The sequence below is a fragment of the Sphingobacterium litopenaei genome, from assembly GCF_014692495.1.
GTDB classification, from domain to species: domain Bacteria; phylum Bacteroidota; class Bacteroidia; order Sphingobacteriales; family Sphingobacteriaceae; genus Sphingobacterium; species Sphingobacterium litopenaei.
In genome coordinates this window covers 21,977-38,509 of the sequence record NZ_JACOIJ010000024.1, presented here as the reverse complement: position 1 = coordinate 38,509, position 16,533 = coordinate 21,977, and the positions used below count along the sequence as shown (strand labels likewise).

General features: G+C 34.6%; 14 protein-coding genes. 7 read left to right on the top strand and 7 right to left on the bottom strand.

Annotated features, from left to right (window positions below; genetic code table 11):
• Window positions 1-482 precede the first annotated feature (482 nt).
• Window positions 483-3,296, top strand: coding sequence for a hypothetical protein (locus tag H8B04_RS12140; protein ID WP_190302523.1), 2,814 nt, complete (start codon window positions 483-485; stop codon window positions 3,294-3,296).
• An 83-nt stretch (window positions 3,297-3,379) separates the two neighbouring features.
• Window positions 3,380-3,787, top strand: a complete 408-nt coding sequence (locus tag H8B04_RS12135) for a hypothetical protein (protein WP_190302522.1) — start codon at window positions 3,380-3,382, stop codon at window positions 3,785-3,787.
• Here the strand turns inward: H8B04_RS12135 and pssA are convergent.
• Both pssA and rho read right to left on the bottom strand, forming a co-directional pair.
• Window positions 3,784-4,461, bottom strand: a complete 678-nt coding sequence (gene pssA, locus H8B04_RS12130) for a CDP-diacylglycerol--serine O-phosphatidyltransferase (protein ID WP_190302521.1) — start codon at window positions 4,459-4,461, stop codon at window positions 3,784-3,786. The genes H8B04_RS12135 and pssA overlap by 4 nt on opposite strands.
• A 57-nt stretch (window positions 4,462-4,518) precedes the next feature.
• Window positions 4,519-6,012 carry a transcription termination factor Rho gene (gene rho / locus H8B04_RS12125; RefSeq protein WP_190302520.1) on the bottom strand — a complete coding sequence of 498 codons (1,494 nt, stop codon included), beginning with the start codon at window positions 6,010-6,012 and terminating at the stop codon, window positions 4,519-4,521.
• Between the two features lie 331 nt (window positions 6,013-6,343).
• Here rho and H8B04_RS12120 point away from each other — a divergent pair, with 331 nt between their 5' ends.
• Window positions 6,344-8,071: an MFS transporter gene (locus H8B04_RS12120; protein ID WP_190302519.1), complete on the top strand. Its 1,728-nt coding sequence runs from the start codon at window positions 6,344-6,346 to the stop codon at window positions 8,069-8,071.
• Between the two features lie 190 nt (window positions 8,072-8,261).
• Window positions 8,262-9,119: an N-acetylglucosamine kinase gene (locus H8B04_RS12115; protein WP_190302518.1), complete on the top strand. Its 858-nt coding sequence runs from the start codon at window positions 8,262-8,264 to the stop codon at window positions 9,117-9,119.
• 72 nt (window positions 9,120-9,191) lie between these two features.
• Here H8B04_RS12115 and H8B04_RS12110 read toward each other — a convergent pair whose 3' ends face one another.
• Complete coding sequence (locus H8B04_RS12110; RefSeq protein WP_190302517.1) at window positions 9,192-9,887, bottom strand: metal-dependent hydrolase; 696 nt, start codon at window positions 9,885-9,887, stop codon at window positions 9,192-9,194.
• A gap of 10 nt (window positions 9,888-9,897) precedes the next feature.
• On the bottom strand, window positions 9,898-10,251 hold the full coding sequence (locus H8B04_RS12105; RefSeq protein WP_394354889.1) for a YbaB/EbfC family nucleoid-associated protein: 354 nt from the start codon (window positions 10,249-10,251) through the stop codon (window positions 9,898-9,900).
• Between the two features lie 53 nt (window positions 10,252-10,304).
• Between H8B04_RS12105 and H8B04_RS12100 the strand changes: the two genes are divergently transcribed.
• Window positions 10,305-10,793 carry an ABC transporter substrate-binding protein gene (locus tag H8B04_RS12100; RefSeq protein ID WP_165292644.1) on the top strand — a complete coding sequence of 163 codons (489 nt, stop codon included), beginning with the start codon at window positions 10,305-10,307 and terminating at the stop codon, window positions 10,791-10,793.
• Window positions 10,794-11,524: 731 nt separating this feature from the next.
• Here the strand turns inward: H8B04_RS12100 and H8B04_RS12095 are convergent.
• Window positions 11,525-12,412 (bottom strand): hypothetical protein, encoded by an 888-nt coding sequence (locus tag H8B04_RS12095; protein ID WP_190302516.1) that lies wholly within the window; start codon window positions 12,410-12,412, stop codon window positions 11,525-11,527.
• Window positions 12,413-12,608: 196 nt separating this feature from the next.
• Here H8B04_RS12095 and H8B04_RS12090 point away from each other — a divergent pair, with 196 nt between their 5' ends.
• Complete coding sequence (locus H8B04_RS12090) at window positions 12,609-13,193, top strand: thymidine kinase (RefSeq protein ID WP_165292276.1); 585 nt, start codon at window positions 12,609-12,611, stop codon at window positions 13,191-13,193.
• 37 nt (window positions 13,194-13,230) lie between these two features.
• On the opposite strand, the gene H8B04_RS12085 is transcribed toward H8B04_RS12090, so the two are convergent.
• Complete coding sequence (locus H8B04_RS12085) at window positions 13,231-13,737, bottom strand: glutathione peroxidase (protein ID WP_190302515.1); 507 nt, start codon at window positions 13,735-13,737, stop codon at window positions 13,231-13,233.
• A gap of 12 nt (window positions 13,738-13,749) precedes the next feature.
• A complete protein-coding gene (locus H8B04_RS12080; protein ID WP_165292278.1) occupies window positions 13,750-14,613 on the bottom strand; it encodes an N-acetylglucosamine kinase in 864 nt (287 codons plus the stop codon).
• 145 nt (window positions 14,614-14,758) lie between these two features.
• Here H8B04_RS12080 and H8B04_RS12075 point away from each other — a divergent pair, with 145 nt between their 5' ends.
• Window positions 14,759-16,492 (top strand): M61 family metallopeptidase, encoded by a 1,734-nt coding sequence (locus tag H8B04_RS12075; RefSeq protein WP_190302514.1) that lies wholly within the window; start codon window positions 14,759-14,761, stop codon window positions 16,490-16,492.
• Window positions 16,493-16,533 lie beyond the last annotated feature (41 nt).

Sequence of the window (16,533 nt, the reverse complement as noted above, 5' to 3'; positions counted from 1 at the left end):
GTTATTCACACTATCAAAACGTCATTTTGTCAGTAAAAATGCATTCATTTTTTATAGAACAAGAATCAGTACAAATGGATAAGAAGTTCTAAAAAGCACTGCTTATTCCTTCAAACTAAAAAGAGAAAAAGTCATATCGTTTCTATTTTAGTATGCTTGATTACACTTCACACTTCAAGAGATAATTCCATAAAATTAATCCAGTACCTCAGAAACTACTTTTGTACAAAATGAATAGTATGCCAAAAGATTTTGAAAGGATTTACGTAGAAAAAATGTACTTTAGTAAATCGTCTTCAGTAAGTGTTTTTGGCTGATATATAAGAAGTAATTCAAGCAGTAAAACCAATAAAATCAGTCAAAAATAAACAGAAATAAAAACATAATAAATTTCACAAAATCAAATGTTTACATTATTTAATATAAATAAATAATAAATATAAAAACCAAAATTTTACTAATAAAATTAGCAAATACTAAATATGAAAAAAAACAAAGTATTAAACAAATTAATAATCAATACTTTATATATATTGTTATCAACTATTTGTTTACAAGAAACAAAAGCACAAATTTTTGACAACTCTCAACCCCATTTTAAAGTAAAATGGAATGAAATAAACACGGATAATTTCAGACTTATATTTCCTAAAGAGTTTAATGAATCAGCTACTCTCCTAGCCCAACAAATAGAGACCTACATTAAATTTGCGGAATTAAACTTGAAGGATAAACCAAGAAAGATTAACATAATTGTACAACAAAATCATATACAGCAAAACGGTTTTGTGCAATTAGCACCTCGAAAATCAGAACTTTTTTCTACACCTTCTGGTGTAGCGGACAACCAAGAATGGCTTCCAAATTTAGCTCTACATGAACTGCAACACATCGCTCAATTTGACAAATTGACAGGCAACATAAGAAAGCCTTTTGGTGAACTTTTAGCACTTGCTTTCTTTGGAATCAACCTGCCATCTTGGTATTATGAAGGTGATGCAACGCTCCATGAAACACTATTTTCGACGGGAGGAAGAGGACGTTTAAGCTCTTGGGACATGGAATTAAGAACCAATATTCAGTCTCAAAAAACATACAGTTTTAGCAAATATGTACACGGTTCTTTCAAAGATATAGTTCCAAGTTATTACACTATTGGCTATTTTATGAATAGCGAAATGTATGAGAAAGACGCGCAAATCAACCCCAAAATCTACGAAGAAATGAACGGAAAATTACTCCGTCCATTCAATTTTCAGCGGGCATTGAAGAAATATTATGGCGGTAAAGCGAGTCAACTTTTTACAAATACCATCGAAAACTTAGAGAAAAAATGGAACGAAAATCCGACCAGCAACCTTGGAGAGCCCATCACTTTTGATGACAAATACCCTACAGATTACTTCTTGCCCCAGCTCGAAAATCACAGGGTATATGCTCTTCAAAAGAACAACCAACGCACACCAAGAATTATAAAATTCAACCCGAATTCGCCTGGAAAAACAGAGGAAGTTATGAAAATTGGAGCTCAAATAATGCCGTATTTTCATATCAAAAATCACCTGATAACTTGGGATGAATACCGCAAAGACGCACGATTTTCGAAGCATACTTATAATGTAATAAACATCTATAACACACTAACAGGAGTTAAAAAAACGCTCACGAAAGACAGTAGATTCTACACCCCGATCCTATCGAATGACCTATCAAAATTGGTTTGTGTAGAAGTAAATTTAGACAATGAGAGTTCCCTTGCAATACTAGATCCCAATAGTGGAAATAAAATTGACAGCATTGCTTTGCCTTCAAATATGCATATTCAACAGCCTTATTTCAACGAGAATTCAAATAAAATCGTAGCCATTTCCGTAGACCAAAGAGGAACTAATTTGATAGAAATAGACCTAGAAACGAAAGCTATGAAAGAGTTGCTTTCGTGGTCAAATTTGCAGTTGGAGCGTCCAATCTATGTTAAGGACAATATTATTTTCAAAGCAAATCAATCTGGCAAAGACGATCTTTTTATGTTAGAAAAAGGGATAATATCTAAAATAACTGAGAGTAAATTCGGAGCTTTCAATCCATACTATGCCAATGGAACTCTTTGGTTTAATGATTTTACTGTGAAAGGACTCAAAGTTAACAGCCTTAAATTAGAAGATTTTGATCTTAAATCTACTAGTCTAGAACCAGCTAGAACGCTTTATCAACAGCAAAACTCCTTTCAATATGATACGATCAGTTCTGATGTGGATTATAGTTCAGCTATTAAACCATATAGTGTATTAAAAAATAGTATCAATTTTCACAGCTTAACTTTAAGTGCGAATGATTTTGAGAGTTTTGACAATTATAAACCGGGAATTTACTGGCTTTCTAATGATTTATTGAACACAACGCGTATCAAATTAGGTTACGAGCGTGAAGTAGAGCTTAACAAAAATGCTTATTTAGCTGAATTAACTTATCAACGTTACTACCCGAAATTCACTTTGGGGTATAAAAATTCGGGGAATTTTGGCATTGCTAAGACATCGAATGGCAACGATAGTTTACGATTTGATTTTAGATATCATCAAGTATCCGCAGATATTCAATTTCCCTTTAGCATTTACAGAGGCAATATCACGTATTCGTACGGTGCAAATTTTGGAACGTATTATATCAAACGCTATGATTTAAGTGTTAATAATCTTCGAAATTTTGTGGATCAAATTCGTTTTCCTTTGAATTACCAAGCCTACTTTAATAGAAATACGATGTTAAGTACAATGGACTTGGCTCCACGCTGGGGCCAAAATTTCAATTTTATTTACCGACATATGCCCTTTGAAAATTCAGACAATAATTCTTGGGCATTGCGAGCAAATTTCTATTTTCCAGGAATCGTCTTAAACCACAGCTTTCAAACGCGTCTTGGTATACAGCAAGCTAACGGCGTATTTAGAGGAAATTATGATATTCCATTACCTGATGGATTTTCTTTCCTTCCGAATTATTTAGTAAAAAACACAATGCTATTTGATTATAGACTCCCTCTGCTTTATCCAGACTGGACTATTGGGCAATTGGCGTATATAAAACGAATTCATGGACAAGTATCAGCGGATTATCTAAATATACATGACGCCACATTAGCGCCAAAAACTATTAGCGCAGGGCTAAATTTTGATTTTAATCTATTTAAATACAATGAGCCATTATTTACTTTTAGCATTTTAGGTACGTACTTAAATGATTTACGCGCTTCGAATAAATTCAGCCCTACTTTCAGCTTAAGCTATAGTTATTAATCAAATATTTAAATATCAATACTTTACAAAAACAATTTTAATTGCTATATTGTTTAGGATTTTACACATCAATCCTGAAGAATATGGCAATTATTTCTAAAGAAGCGGAGGTTCAAGAAGAATTAATTACAATTTACGAACACCTTCTAAACAAGCGTAGTATTATCCAAGATGAATTAAAATCTATTCGCAAAAGGTTCGAAAAACAATGTGACGTATTCATAATGAATGGCTATAATGAAGAGAAATCTCCTATTATTACGAATAAAATCTACCATACTAAATTCATTGAATACGATACGCATTGCCACATCATTGACATTGTCAACGATTTCAAAGATGTTTATGGTTATTTCCCAGAGTATGGCGAAATGTACGACACATTGTACCGCACCATGTTACAATTCGCAAATGAAGAAAACTATGAATGCGCAGCCTTTGTAAAAATTTGGGTAGATCAAATTGAGAAAATTATTATACAAAAGTCTTAACTTTCTAATTTTTTAAAATGTAACACTGAAAAGAAGATATACAGCACAAACACCGCTGGAATCGCTAAAATCTTCAAACCTAGTACAAGAATCAGTGACACAATCAAAAATATATACTTATACTTATTAAGCTCCCACTTCAAGGAACTTAACTTCATAGAGAAAAGCTTTAATTCCGAAACCAGCAATAGGCTTGTAACTATTGCAATACTGATTAACACATATACATTGTATATGTATTGTGGATATATTTGGCCTATAAACGGCAATGAAACAATCAAAAACGTATTCATAGGCGTATTTACACCAATGAAGTCCGAGGTTTGACGTTCATCAATATTAAATTTCGCAAGACGTAATGCAGAAAATACAGTAATTAAAAACCCTGTATAAGGCAAATATTCAGAAGAACTTACCTCACGAAGCATCGTATAAATAATTGTTCCTGGCAGAAATCCAAAACTAATTACATCAGCCAGAGAATCCAACTCTTTACCTATTAAAGATTTAACTTTCAATAAGCGAGCAACTAGCCCATCAAAAAAATCAAAAATACCTGACGCAAGTACACAGTAAAAAGCTGATAGATAGTCTCCTTTCAACACAAATAAAATGCCTACACATCCACTAAACAAATTCAACGATGTAATCGTATTCGGTATATATTTCCTCATTATAAAATAAAAGCCATCTAATAGTTAGACGGCTTAAAAATATCAATTAAATATGAATTATCCATTCATACTCATCAAAAACTCTTCATTTGAACGTGTTCCACGCAATTGTTGTAATAAGAATTCCATAGCCTCTGTAGAATTCATATCTGATAAGTGATTACGCAATACCCATAGACGTTGTAATGCTTCTCTATCCATCAATAGATCATCACGACGTGTAGAAGATGCTGTCAAGTCGATAGCAGGGAATAAGCGTTTGTTCGCTAATTTACGATCGAGTTGTAATTCCATGTTACCTGTACCTTTGAATTCTTCAAAGATTACATCATCCATTTTAGAACCTGTATCTGTCAATGCTGTAGCCAAAATCGTTAATGAACCACCATTTTCGATATTACGCGCAGCACCAAAGAAACGTTTTGGTTTATGTAATGCATTCGCATCCACACCACCTGATAAGATTTTACCAGAAGCTGGAGCTACAGTATTGTATGCACGAGCCAAACGTGTAATTGAATCTAATAAGATCACTACATCATGACCACATTCTACCATACGTTTTGCTTTCTCTAATACGATATTGGCAATTTTCACGTGTCTATCTGCAGGCTCATCAAATGTAGACGACACTACCTCAGCACGTACAGATCTCGCCATATCGGTCACCTCTTCTGGGCGCTCATCGATTAATAAGATAATCAAATATACCTCAGGGTGATTTTTAGCGATAGCGTTTGCTACTTCTTTTAATAAATTTGTTTTACCCGTTTTTGGCTGAGCCACGATAAGACCACGTTGACCTTTACCAATCGGTGTAAACAAATCCATTATACGTGTAGAATAATTATTCGCACCTAAATCTAAATTTAATTTTTCATCAGGGAATAATGGTGTCAAGAAATCAAAAGGCACACGGTCTCTGATTTCGGCAGGATTCTGACCATTGATCGATTCTATACGCACCAATGGGAAATACTTTTCACCTTCTTTTGGAGGACGGATACAACCTCTTACATTATCACCTGTTTTCAAACCAAATAATTTGATTTGAGACTGAGATACATATATATCATCCGGTGACGTTAAATAATTATAATCCGAAGAACGTAAGAAACCGTAGCCATCAGGCATAATTTCTAACACCCCTTCGTTGATGATTACATTATCAAAATCTGTATTGGATGAATCTTTTTTGGGTTCTGCTGGAGGTTCTGGAGTAGATGTTTGCGCAACGGGAGCTTTTGGTTCCGATGATTCTGAACTAAATAAAGATGGCTCTTCTTCTGTTCTCACTCGTTTGGTAATCGCTACAGGCTCCGTTTTTAATGTTCTAGTTCTTTTTCTAGGCGCATGATCCGCAGATTCAGCAGATACTGACTCTTCCTCTACTACCTCTTTTTTTTCTTCAGTATCAGATTGTTGAGCAATCTCTGAAATTTTGTCGATGAGTTCCTGTTTACGAAGCTTTTCTACGTCAATAATACCTAACACCTTTCCTATCTCGCGCAATTCGGACACGAGCTTTGAATTCAATTCGTTGATATTCATTAATATTGAATTATGATTATATCTTTTTGGATTTTCAATTTTGAAATCTAACCTAATAATTTACAATGATCCTTATAAAAAGATTTGAAAATTTGACTTGCTCACAATCCCTACAACTGATTTTCGAAATAGATAAATTATGAACTAGGATAAATTTGAGAATGCACAAAGAAAACTATTACAAATGAATTTTCAAAAAAAAAGTAATAAAATAATATAGGAATTAAAAAAAATATGCATTTTTACACCAACTAAATTGTTTTACCAATTATAATAATAAAGTTTTTTTCGTACGTTTATACCATATTAAGGTATCATGAATTTATAAATTATGAGGGAAAGTAACAAGCCAACTAATTATCCAGCACTCTATACACTTATAGTTGTGTTCTTCTTTTGGGGTTTTATTGCCGCAGGAAACAGTATTTTTATTCCATTCTGTAAAAATTATTTCCATCTGGATCAATTTCAGTCACAATTAATAGACTTTGCTTTTTATAGCGCGTACTATATTGGTGCGCTCGCGCTATTTATTTTTGGCACATTATCAGGAAAAGACTTAGTAGGCAAATGGGGATATAAGAAAAGTATCGTATACGGATTACTCTTTTCGGCTTTTGGTGCAGCTGCAATGATTGTTGCCGTAGAAGTAAACATTTATTTAGGAATGTTGATAGGACTTTTTATTGTAGCATTAGGATTTTCGTTACAACAAACTGCTGCTAACCCATTTGCGGTATTATTGGGAGACCCCAAAACAGGAGCATCACGCGTCAATTTGGGAGGTGCTGTCAACTCATTTGGTACGACGATTGGTCCTTTAGTTATTGGATATGCACTATTCGGAACTTTTGAACCTATGTCCGATTCCGAAATCTCCAGTTTACCTTTAAACAAGGTGGTCTATCTCTATATTGCTGTTGGATTACTTTTCATTTTTGCGGCAGCATTATTTAACTTTTCCAAAAAAGTACCTCCAGGGATCAATAACGAGCCTATGGAAAAAGCAAATAAAGCACAGAACATTTTAATCTTAATGACGGTGCTGTTAGCTATTTTATTTACACCTGTATTCTTAAGTTACAAAAGCGAGACTGCTTTACAGATTGAAGCTATTAATACACAAATCAGTGCTGCAACAGATAGTTCGGTCATTGAAAGTTTAAAAGCACAAGTTAAAGAGCTCGCTCATCCGCTTGAATTAAAGCGAATGGCATTACTATTCGGAGCTTTATTAGCAGTGGTGGGTTCTATTATTTTTGCTTATCGTAAAGCGCAATCTGCACCACAAGGTTGGGGAGCAATGAAATATCCTCAGCTTGTATTAGGTATGCTAGCACTATTTGTTTATGTAGGAATAGAAGTTGCAATTGGCAGTAATCTTGGGGAATTGTTGACACTTGAGGAGTTTGGAAATTTACAATCTTCAGAAATCACACCTTATATATCAATGTATTGGGGTGGAATGATGATCGGACGCTGGGCTGGAGCCATAACAGCATTTAATTTTGCTAATAAAACAAAGAAAATTCTTACTGCTTTAGTACCTTTTATAGCATTTATAGTTGTATTATCGGTAAATACGATTGCAGGCTTTAATATGTCGCATTTATATTTCTTTGCGATTTGTATTGCTATTCAGGTAGTAGCTTTCTTTATTAGTAAAGAGAAACCTGTAGCGACATTAGTTATCTTCGGAACTTTGGGTTTGGCTGCAATGGTTGTTGGATTATTGACTTCTGGAACTGTTGCGATTTATGCATTCTTGACTGGTGGTTTAGCTTGCTCCATTATGTGGGGTTCAATATTCGCATTATCCATTGTGGGTATTGGAAAATATACTGAGCAAGGCTCAGCATTTTTAGTAATGATGATTTTAGGTGGTGGTATCATCCCTCCTATTCAAGGAAAATTAGCTGATATTATTGGCATTCATAATTCTTATATTATACCAGTAATAGGATTTGCTTATATTATTCTTTTTGCCATTTTGGTGAAAGGATTTTTGAAAAAACAGAATATTGACATCGAACATATCGAAGGTTCATCTAGTCATTAAGAGTTAGTAATTGTACTTTTTACACTAAGTGTAAAAATAAAAAAACCGCGTTTATTGTGAAATAACGCGGTTTTTTAAGTTTATTTAAAAACTTATTAAAAATAAAATTTATAAACGCTATTGTTTTTAGGAATAAAAATGTATCTTCGAGAGATATAATTTTGAATAACTATACTAAAATAAACTAATAATGATCATTATTGCAGATGGCGGATCAACCAAGACCAATTGGTGCCTATTAGACGACAATCAAAAGAAGATCTATTTCAACACAGAAGGATACAATCCTTACTTTGTTGACAGTGATTATATCGTAAGCTCTCTTAAAAAAGGCTTGCCAAATGATTTACCTTTAGATAAAATTCAAGAAGTAAATTACTATGGTGCAGGTGTTCACAACGATGAGAAAGCAAAAATCGTTTCGGATGCATTTCGTGAACTTTTCCCTAACGCTAAAATCGAAATCGGTCACGATTTATTAGCCGCTGCTAGAGCTCTTTTAGGTAAAGAAACTGGTTTTGCTGCAATTTTGGGAACAGGAACTAACACTTGTATCTACGACGGTGAAAAAATTACGCACAATATTAGTTCCGCAGCTTATATCTTAGGTGATGAAGGTTCTGGTTCTTACATTGGTAAAAAATTATTGACAGATTTTGTTCGTGATTTAATGCCTGAGGATGTAGCTGAAGTATTTTATAATACGTACAAATTAACAAAAGATGAGATTATGGATAGTGTATACACTAAGCCATTAGCAAATCGTTTCTGTGCTAGCTTCAGTAAATTTGTATATGACAATAATGTAAATATCGAATATACACGTAAGATTGTTGACGACGCTTTCGAAGCATTTTTCAGCAACTTAGTAAGCAAATACCCTAACTATCAAAGTTATACTTTCAATTGTATAGGTTCTGTTGGTTACAATTTCCGCAATGTATTAGAAGATAAAGCAACTCAATACGGCATGAAAGTAGGTAAAATCTTACGTTCACCAATTGACGATTTAGTTCAATTCCATATTGATAGATATTCAGCTAAATAATCCATAATTCGGATTAGTAAAACAAAAAATCCCAATCAAATGATTGGGATTTTTGTTTAAAATATTTTTTAATTATAAATCTATTGAAGATCCTAATTCTAATAAATTTAAATTAATATTCGCTTCAGCAAATACTTTCTTAGCTTCTGCATTATCAATTTTCACCGGTGAAAATGTATCGTAGTGCATTCCAATAATGTTCTTACAATTGATAAAATCTGTTGCTTTGACCGCATCATACATATCCATAGTATAATGTCCTCCTATTGGCAAAAATGCCCAATCCAGATTCAAATCTTCCAACAATTTCATTTCAAGTGTCAAAGCAGTATCTCCCGCGAAGTATATTTTTTTATCACCAATAACAAATACAAAACCACAAGGAGCACCTCCATACGCACCGTCAGGAGTCGAATTAGTATGCAAAGCATACACCATTTTCACTTTGCCAAAAGGCAGGGTTAATGTACCACCAAAATTAAATTCAATAACTTTTTCATCAGGAACGCCTTGCTTTCTTACCCAAGCAGCTGTCTCCACAATAGCCGCTACAGTCGCATCGGACTGCGCTTGAATGTTAGCTAAATCCGCCACATGATCTTGATGGGCGTGAGACAAGATAATATAATCAGGTTTTAACTCGGATACATCGATATGTTTTGCTAATGGATTGTATGTCACAAAAGGATCCATCAGAACTTTTGTACCATTAAAATTAAATTCAAAACAAGCGTGTCCTAAGTATCTTACCGATATTTGATTTGCCATAAAATTTTTCTTACTTACCAAATAAATTGCCTAAACCACCTAAACCGCTAAGCATATCTTGAGACGCAGCTGCCATTTCAGTCTGACTTACATTTTCAGCTTGCGCTAATGCTTTATTCAATGCAACAAGCAACAAATCTTCGATTTGTTCTTTATCATTCTCTGCAAAAAGTTCATCACTGATACTTACTTCTTTGATTTCTTTGTTGGCTGTAGCCACCACACGTACCTTACCTCCCTCAGCTTCACCCGAAACCGAAATATTATCTAAACGCGCTTTAATTTCTTGCGCTTTTTGTTGCGCTTGGAATAATTTATCAAACATAATCTCTTCTAGTTTTATAAGACCAAAATACGAAATCATGTTTTGCGTTCAAAATAAGTGTCAGAATAAGCTGAAATACTTAAATTTGTACCATGACAAAATACCAAGAAATAATCTCTACTTTACAAAATATCGATGCCGCAAAAGCTGAATATTTAGAAGAAGAAATAGATATAATACTGCATAAACTCAAATTTTTAACTGAAGATAGTTTTCCAAAAGCTATTGTCTTAGATCAAGAACAAGATTTTTTACCTTTAGAATCTCCTATTCTTGCCGAAAAGATTAAAATTGCTGGTGGTAGATTTATTACCAATTTAGCAGAGAATCCAGATTGTATTTTAATAATACAGCGTTCAGAAAATTTATATAGTCAATTTCCTTCTTTACTAAACGATATTGCAGTATCTAATAGTAATGCATTCCAAAACAACAATATTTTTATTATTCAGGATTCAAATTTCAATCAATTGGATGAAAACTATCTAAAAGACACGGAAGTATTAGCGGAAATTTTCCAACCGAAGTATTTTGTATATGGACATGATGGTTCGGCTTGGGTAAAATTCGAAGTCCAATAGAGTAGGAAGGTAATCATTATTTGATTACCTGACCCCTCACACCACCGTACGTGCCGTTCGGCATACGGCGGTTCATTAAACATTAACAGTCTTTGGGACTATTATATCGGTAAGATATAGTAGTCCTTCTATGTTTCCGTGTTTTCTATTTTCTTTCAAGATATCGCTCAGCGCTCCCTGCTACTTTTCTGCTTCCAGCATATCCCTTACAGGGCAGCTCTCCATTCGGAGTTTTCTGCTTTCTTTACGATAATCCTACTTCCCGTAGTTTAAACGGACGTTTAATGTTCAGCCCTTCCTTCCTAAAAAATTAAAAAGTACTATGGCGTCTGCTGACTTCTGTCAAACCAATGATGTATCACTACAAAATTTTGTTCCTTAGGGAGTCGCTCCTCCAGCCGGCAACAGTGTGACAGATCTCCCCGGGTAAGAACGTGAACTTTCTCTCCATATACCTGTCGAATCTACCGCGGAATGTTTCGGATAGTTTAGGGCTTTGTCTTGTTATGCAGACTCACCCACATCCAACGGCCTCATTCGATTTCTGTGCGTCAGGCAAGAGATTTACCGCCGGCTTCCTTCAGATTCCCCCTCGCGAAGGACAACCTTGCCTTAAGTTAACGTTTCCCACTATCAAGGCACGTTCGGGACTTACACCCTAGAGTTCACGCCCATGCCGGGCGCACATAACAAAAAATCCTGTAAGAAAGCTTACAGGATTTTTTTATGATTTAGACATTAAATTTTCGTTGTAAAAGATTGTAGAATTTCTCTACTGTTTGTGACTTTTCTGCCCATCCATTTTTCACAGCGTAATTGGATTGCAAAAATGCATCTGCTTCGGCAAATGAATCAAATCTATTCAACAATTCGATTGCTTCACTATACGCCAAACTGTACCCATTAAATAAGTCTTTAATATAAAGCAACTTATCATTTAAACTTACAGCAGTTTTCAAATCCAACACCTTTTCTTTGGCAGTAGATGTTTGGAATTGTTGCGTCACATTGATTCCTGCTTGCTTTTGTTGTTTGATTAATTCATTGATAGATAAAGGACGTGCTGGGGCATCTTCAGCTGCTGGAACAGATACACTTGCAGCAGGGATTTCCACTTCTTTAGCTGGAATAGAAACTGGAATTACCACTTCTTCCTCCTCCTCTTCTAGAACAGGAGCTTCAATTGATTGCGCAATATCGGATACATCATCCGCGGATTCTATTGGATCCTCCTCCTGAGCAACGACAGGTGTCACATCATTGATATTGAAAGCAAATTCAGCTTGTTTAGGTTCTTCCTGTTTATCCTTTACTTTTGGGAGCTCTTCTTCAATCTCTTCAAACACTTCTTGCGTATCATCAGCAGGTTTGCTTATTTCTGTAGCAGGAGTGAATATTGTCTTATTTGAAATTTCTTGTTGAAAATTCGCAGATTGCGTCAATTGAGCTTGAGCTTTCAAAGCTTCAAAATGCTTGGTTAAGGCAGCAAGATTTGCTTCCAACAAAGTTATATCTACGATATCAATTTCACTTGATTTCTTTATTTCATTATATTGAGATTGAATATCTACAAAAAGATAATCTATTTTTGAGATGATTTGCCCTTTAGTTTTTGCCATGGATATATGTTTATTTTAACCTTAAGTTGACAGTGAACAAGTGGAAAACGAAAACGTCTGAAAATGACATAGTTTTCGTTTCAACTTCCTTTTTATACTTCAAAAATAAGATATAATTTCGATATTCGTATCGTCAAACACAGGTTGATTTACATTTCTTTCGCAAAAAAGTAAATCTACCTATACATCAAAAAATATGCTTTTTTCAGAACAATATTTCAGTCAAAGAGATAGACAAGTGGGTAGTATTGAGGTGATTTGTGGATCTATGTTTTCAGGTAAAACTGAAGAGTTGATACGTCGTATGAAGAGAGCACAATTTGCAAAATTGCCTGTTGAAATTTTCAAACCTGCTATTGATATTCGTTACGACGAAAAAGAGGTCGTATCTCACGATAGCAACAGTATTCCATCAACACCAGTGGAGCATTCCTCAGCCATTCTTTTGCTTGGTGGGGATGCCAAAGTAGTCGGTATTGACGAAGCGCAATTTTTTGACGATGAACTACCTAATGTGTGTATACAATTAGCCAACCGCGGTGTTCGTGTGATTGTAGCTGGTTTAGATATGGATTATCAAGGAAGACCATTTGGTCCAATGCCGAATATTATGGCGGTCGCTGAAGATGTATATAAGGTACATGCTGTCTGTGTAAAATGTGGTGCTCCCGCAAATTACTCTTATAGATTTACCAAGAATGATAACGTCGTATTACTCGGAGAAAAAGAAAGTTACGAACCACGTTGCCGTCATTGTTACTATATAGATGAGGATAAATAACTAGAAAGCCTTCGAAAATGTCGAAGGCTTTCTAGTATTATAATTGACTGACAATTACTGGATCTAAAGGTTTGATTTTAGAACGGTAACGATGTACCAATTTCCCTTTTTCATCAATCAGGAATTTCTCAAAGTTCCAATTGATATCTCCCGTGAAATCAGGATTGGGTTGTTCTATCAAATATTTGAAAAGTGGATGAATATTTTCGCCTTTCACTTCTACTTTTTCAGCAATAAGAAATGTTACACCAAAATTTTGTTCACAAAATTCAGCAATATCTTCATTCGTTCCAGGCTCTTGATTCCCAAAATTGTTAGCAGGGAATCCTATGACTACTAGGTTTTTACCATATAGTTTGTGTAATTCTTCTAGTTCTTTGTATTGTGGTGTAAATCCACATTTTGAAGCTGTATTTACCAACAACAATTTTTTCCCTTTGAACTGCGATAATTTTATTTCTTGACCATCAATAGACTGGAATGAAAAATCATACACCGATGAAGGTGGAAGTATCATATTTAATATCATTAATAAGGTAATCATACTTGTATTGTTTTAATATGAAAGATTAGATGTTTCGCGTTCGATTACATAGTCGAACAAATCATAGATAGGACTCGCAAGAATTTTGCCAACTTTGACACCATGCATCTGACAAACTTGTCTTATATGCATATCAAATGTGTAAGCTACACGACCGACAAAATTGCAACTGTATTCCCAGTAATTAGGATAAGTCATGATATTGGTACGAACAAACTCATCAAATCCTTCTGTAAGCAATTTATCTATATAAGGATGCGATCGATGCTCCGACATAAATGGAATGAAGGAAGCAAGATAGGAATTAGGTCTATCCTTCTGATATACGTTTTTAATGACGTTATCTTTGTTGAGACGGTATTTTTCTTCAAATAATTTGGCTATATCACGAGGCATGGTATCATAAAGAAAATTTGTGATCAATTTCTTACCAAACCATGCTCCTGAACCTTCATCTCCTAAAATATAGCCAATACCATGATGACTAGGCTGCAAAACTTGACCATCATAAAAGCTAATATCCGACCCCGTTCCCAAGGTTGCGATTAAGCCTTTATTATTTTTTAATGTAGCATAAGCTGCACCTAACAAATCGGACTCTACAGAAATAAATGAATTCGGAAATAAAGTCGTCAAGGCGTTGGAAACAATCTCTCTTCTATCTGGTGTTATACTGCCTGCCCCAAAAAAATACACTTCTTTAATTTCCTGTGAGTAGGGAATAATCTCTGGTACATCCTTCATCACTTTCTCGATTTCTTTTTCACTCACAAAGAAGGGATTCAATCCTTTGGTTTTGAAAAATAAAGGTTTGCTATCAGGTAGATTTAGCATCCAATCCGAACTCGACGAACCGCTATCCGCAACTAGTATCATTATCCTTGTTTAGTTTAACTTTTCCTATCCCAAATATAACAAATCCAAGTAGAGTTTTAGTCTATACAAATGGTATTATTATTAATATTTTGAACTCCTTTTCATTAGTTCTACCTTTGGTTAAATTTTCTAAAGGACACAACACATGACAAAATCTATACATTTTGAATTATCTTTTTCGGAACCTCAAGCTCATTACGTGGATGTGCAAATGATGATTGAAGGATTTGAAGACCAAGAATATATTGATATCAAAATGCCGGTATGGGCACCAGGATCGTATTTGGTTCGCGAATATTCAAAAAATGTAGAACGACTCAACGCTAAAAACACAGAAGGAAATAGTTTATCAGCAATAAAGACTGCTAAAAATACTTGGCGCGTACATAATCCAAAAGGAAAATTAGTGATTTCATACTCCGTTTACGGATTTGAAGTATCTGTTCGCACTTCATTTATCGATGATTCCAGAGCGTTTTTGAGTCCTGTGGGAACATTTATGTATGTTGATGGCTATTTAGATTTAGAAACTTCGGTGAAGATTCATCTTTATAAATCATGGAATAAAATCTCCACAGGTTTACAAAAGATTTCCGAAGAAAATACATTTTATGCACCCAATTTTGATATTCTTTTTGATTCACCAATCGAAATTGGAAATCAAGATACCTGGTCATTTGATATTGATGGCATTTTGCATGAATGTGCCATGGTTGGTCCAGCCGATTATAGCAAGGACCAATTGACAGAAGATATTACTAAAATCGTGCGAGAGGAAAATAAAATTTGGGGTTCCAATCCCAATGACTATTACGTCATCGTCACGCACAATTACCAAAATGGAAGCGGTGGTTTAGAACATTTAAACTCGACTATTTTAGCTGCATCACGCTTTGGCTATTCGCAACCTAGCGCCTACAAAAACTATCTAAGTCTAGTTGCACACGAATATTTTCATTTGTGGCACGTGAAACGTCTTCGTCCTAAAGCTTTAGGACCTTTTGACTATGAGCAGGAAAACTACACTACAGGATTATGGATTATTGAAGGATTCACTTCATACTATGATAATTTAATCATTCGTCGTTGTGGATTTTTTGATGAAACAGAATACCTTCAAAAATTAGCTGTAGACTTCAATTTAGTATATAATCGACCAGGCTATCTGCTACAAAGTGCCGCAGCATCTAGTTTTGACACTTGGATCAAACAATATCGTCCTGACGAAAATTCGCAAAACGTAGCTATTTCCTATTATAATAAAGGTGCTATGCATGCCGCAGCATTAGACATCAAAATTATTGCTGAAACTCATGGTGCGAAACGATTGGATGATATAATGAAAGCTGCTTACGAACATTTCTATTTGATTGAAAATAGAGGTTTTGAGGAAGATGAGTTCCAAGCTTTGGCCGAAGAAGTGACTGCCGTAAATTTAGATGGTATATTTAAAGCTGCACATAGCACGGAAGATATCGACTATAATTCATATTTCAATCTTGTGGGTTACGAATTAGTGAACCAAGCGGACGATCAAGATCACCAAAGTCTAGGAATCAAAATTGGCAGTAATGAAGGTCATACCGTTATTAAAAACATTGACCGTAATTCTGCAGCCTGGAAGGCTGGATTAAATGTACATGACGAATTAATTGCAATTAATGGTCATCGTATAGAAATCAATGGAAAAGCTTTGGATTATATTTTGTCTCATAGCGAAGAAGGAGAAAAGGTGAAAATTCTTATTTCCCGTGATGGATTAATTCGAGAAATAGAAGTAGAACTTCTTACATCGAACAAAAAATCATTCAGTATTGAGCGAATGACTAATGCTACAGAGGAACAACGTAGATTAGGAAATATTTGGTTATCTCTATAATAAGAACAAGAAAGGCTTTTCATTTGTGAAAAGCCTTTCTT

Coding starts and splice junctions, on each gene's coding strand:
- H8B04_RS12140 (WP_190302523.1), top strand. CDS start 483: ATGAAAAAAAACAAAGTATTAAACAAATTAATAATCAATACTTTATAT.
- H8B04_RS12135 (WP_190302522.1), top strand. CDS start 3,380: ATGGCAATTATTTCTAAAGAAGCGGAGGTTCAAGAAGAATTAATTACA.
- pssA (WP_190302521.1), bottom strand. CDS start 4,461: ATGAGGAAATATATACCGAATACGATTACATCGTTGAATTTGTTTAGT.
- rho (WP_190302520.1), bottom strand. CDS start 6,012: ATGAATATCAACGAATTGAATTCAAAGCTCGTGTCCGAATTGCGCGAG.
- H8B04_RS12120 (WP_190302519.1), top strand. CDS start 6,344: ATGAGGGAAAGTAACAAGCCAACTAATTATCCAGCACTCTATACACTT.
- H8B04_RS12115 (WP_190302518.1), top strand. CDS start 8,262: ATGATCATTATTGCAGATGGCGGATCAACCAAGACCAATTGGTGCCTA.
- H8B04_RS12110 (WP_190302517.1), bottom strand. CDS start 9,887: ATGGCAAATCAAATATCGGTAAGATACTTAGGACACGCTTGTTTTGAA.
- H8B04_RS12105 (WP_394354889.1), bottom strand. CDS start 10,251: ATGATTTCGTATTTTGGTCTTATAAAACTAGAAGAGATTATGTTTGAT.
- H8B04_RS12100 (WP_165292644.1), top strand. CDS start 10,305: ATGACAAAATACCAAGAAATAATCTCTACTTTACAAAATATCGATGCC.
- H8B04_RS12095 (WP_190302516.1), bottom strand. CDS start 12,412: ATGGCAAAAACTAAAGGGCAAATCATCTCAAAAATAGATTATCTTTTT.
- H8B04_RS12090 (WP_165292276.1), top strand. CDS start 12,609: ATGCTTTTTTCAGAACAATATTTCAGTCAAAGAGATAGACAAGTGGGT.
- H8B04_RS12085 (WP_190302515.1), bottom strand. CDS start 13,737: ATGATTACCTTATTAATGATATTAAATATGATACTTCCACCTTCATCG.
- H8B04_RS12080 (WP_165292278.1), bottom strand. CDS start 14,613: ATGATACTAGTTGCGGATAGCGGTTCGTCGAGTTCGGATTGGATGCTA.
- H8B04_RS12075 (WP_190302514.1), top strand. CDS start 14,759: ATGACAAAATCTATACATTTTGAATTATCTTTTTCGGAACCTCAAGCT.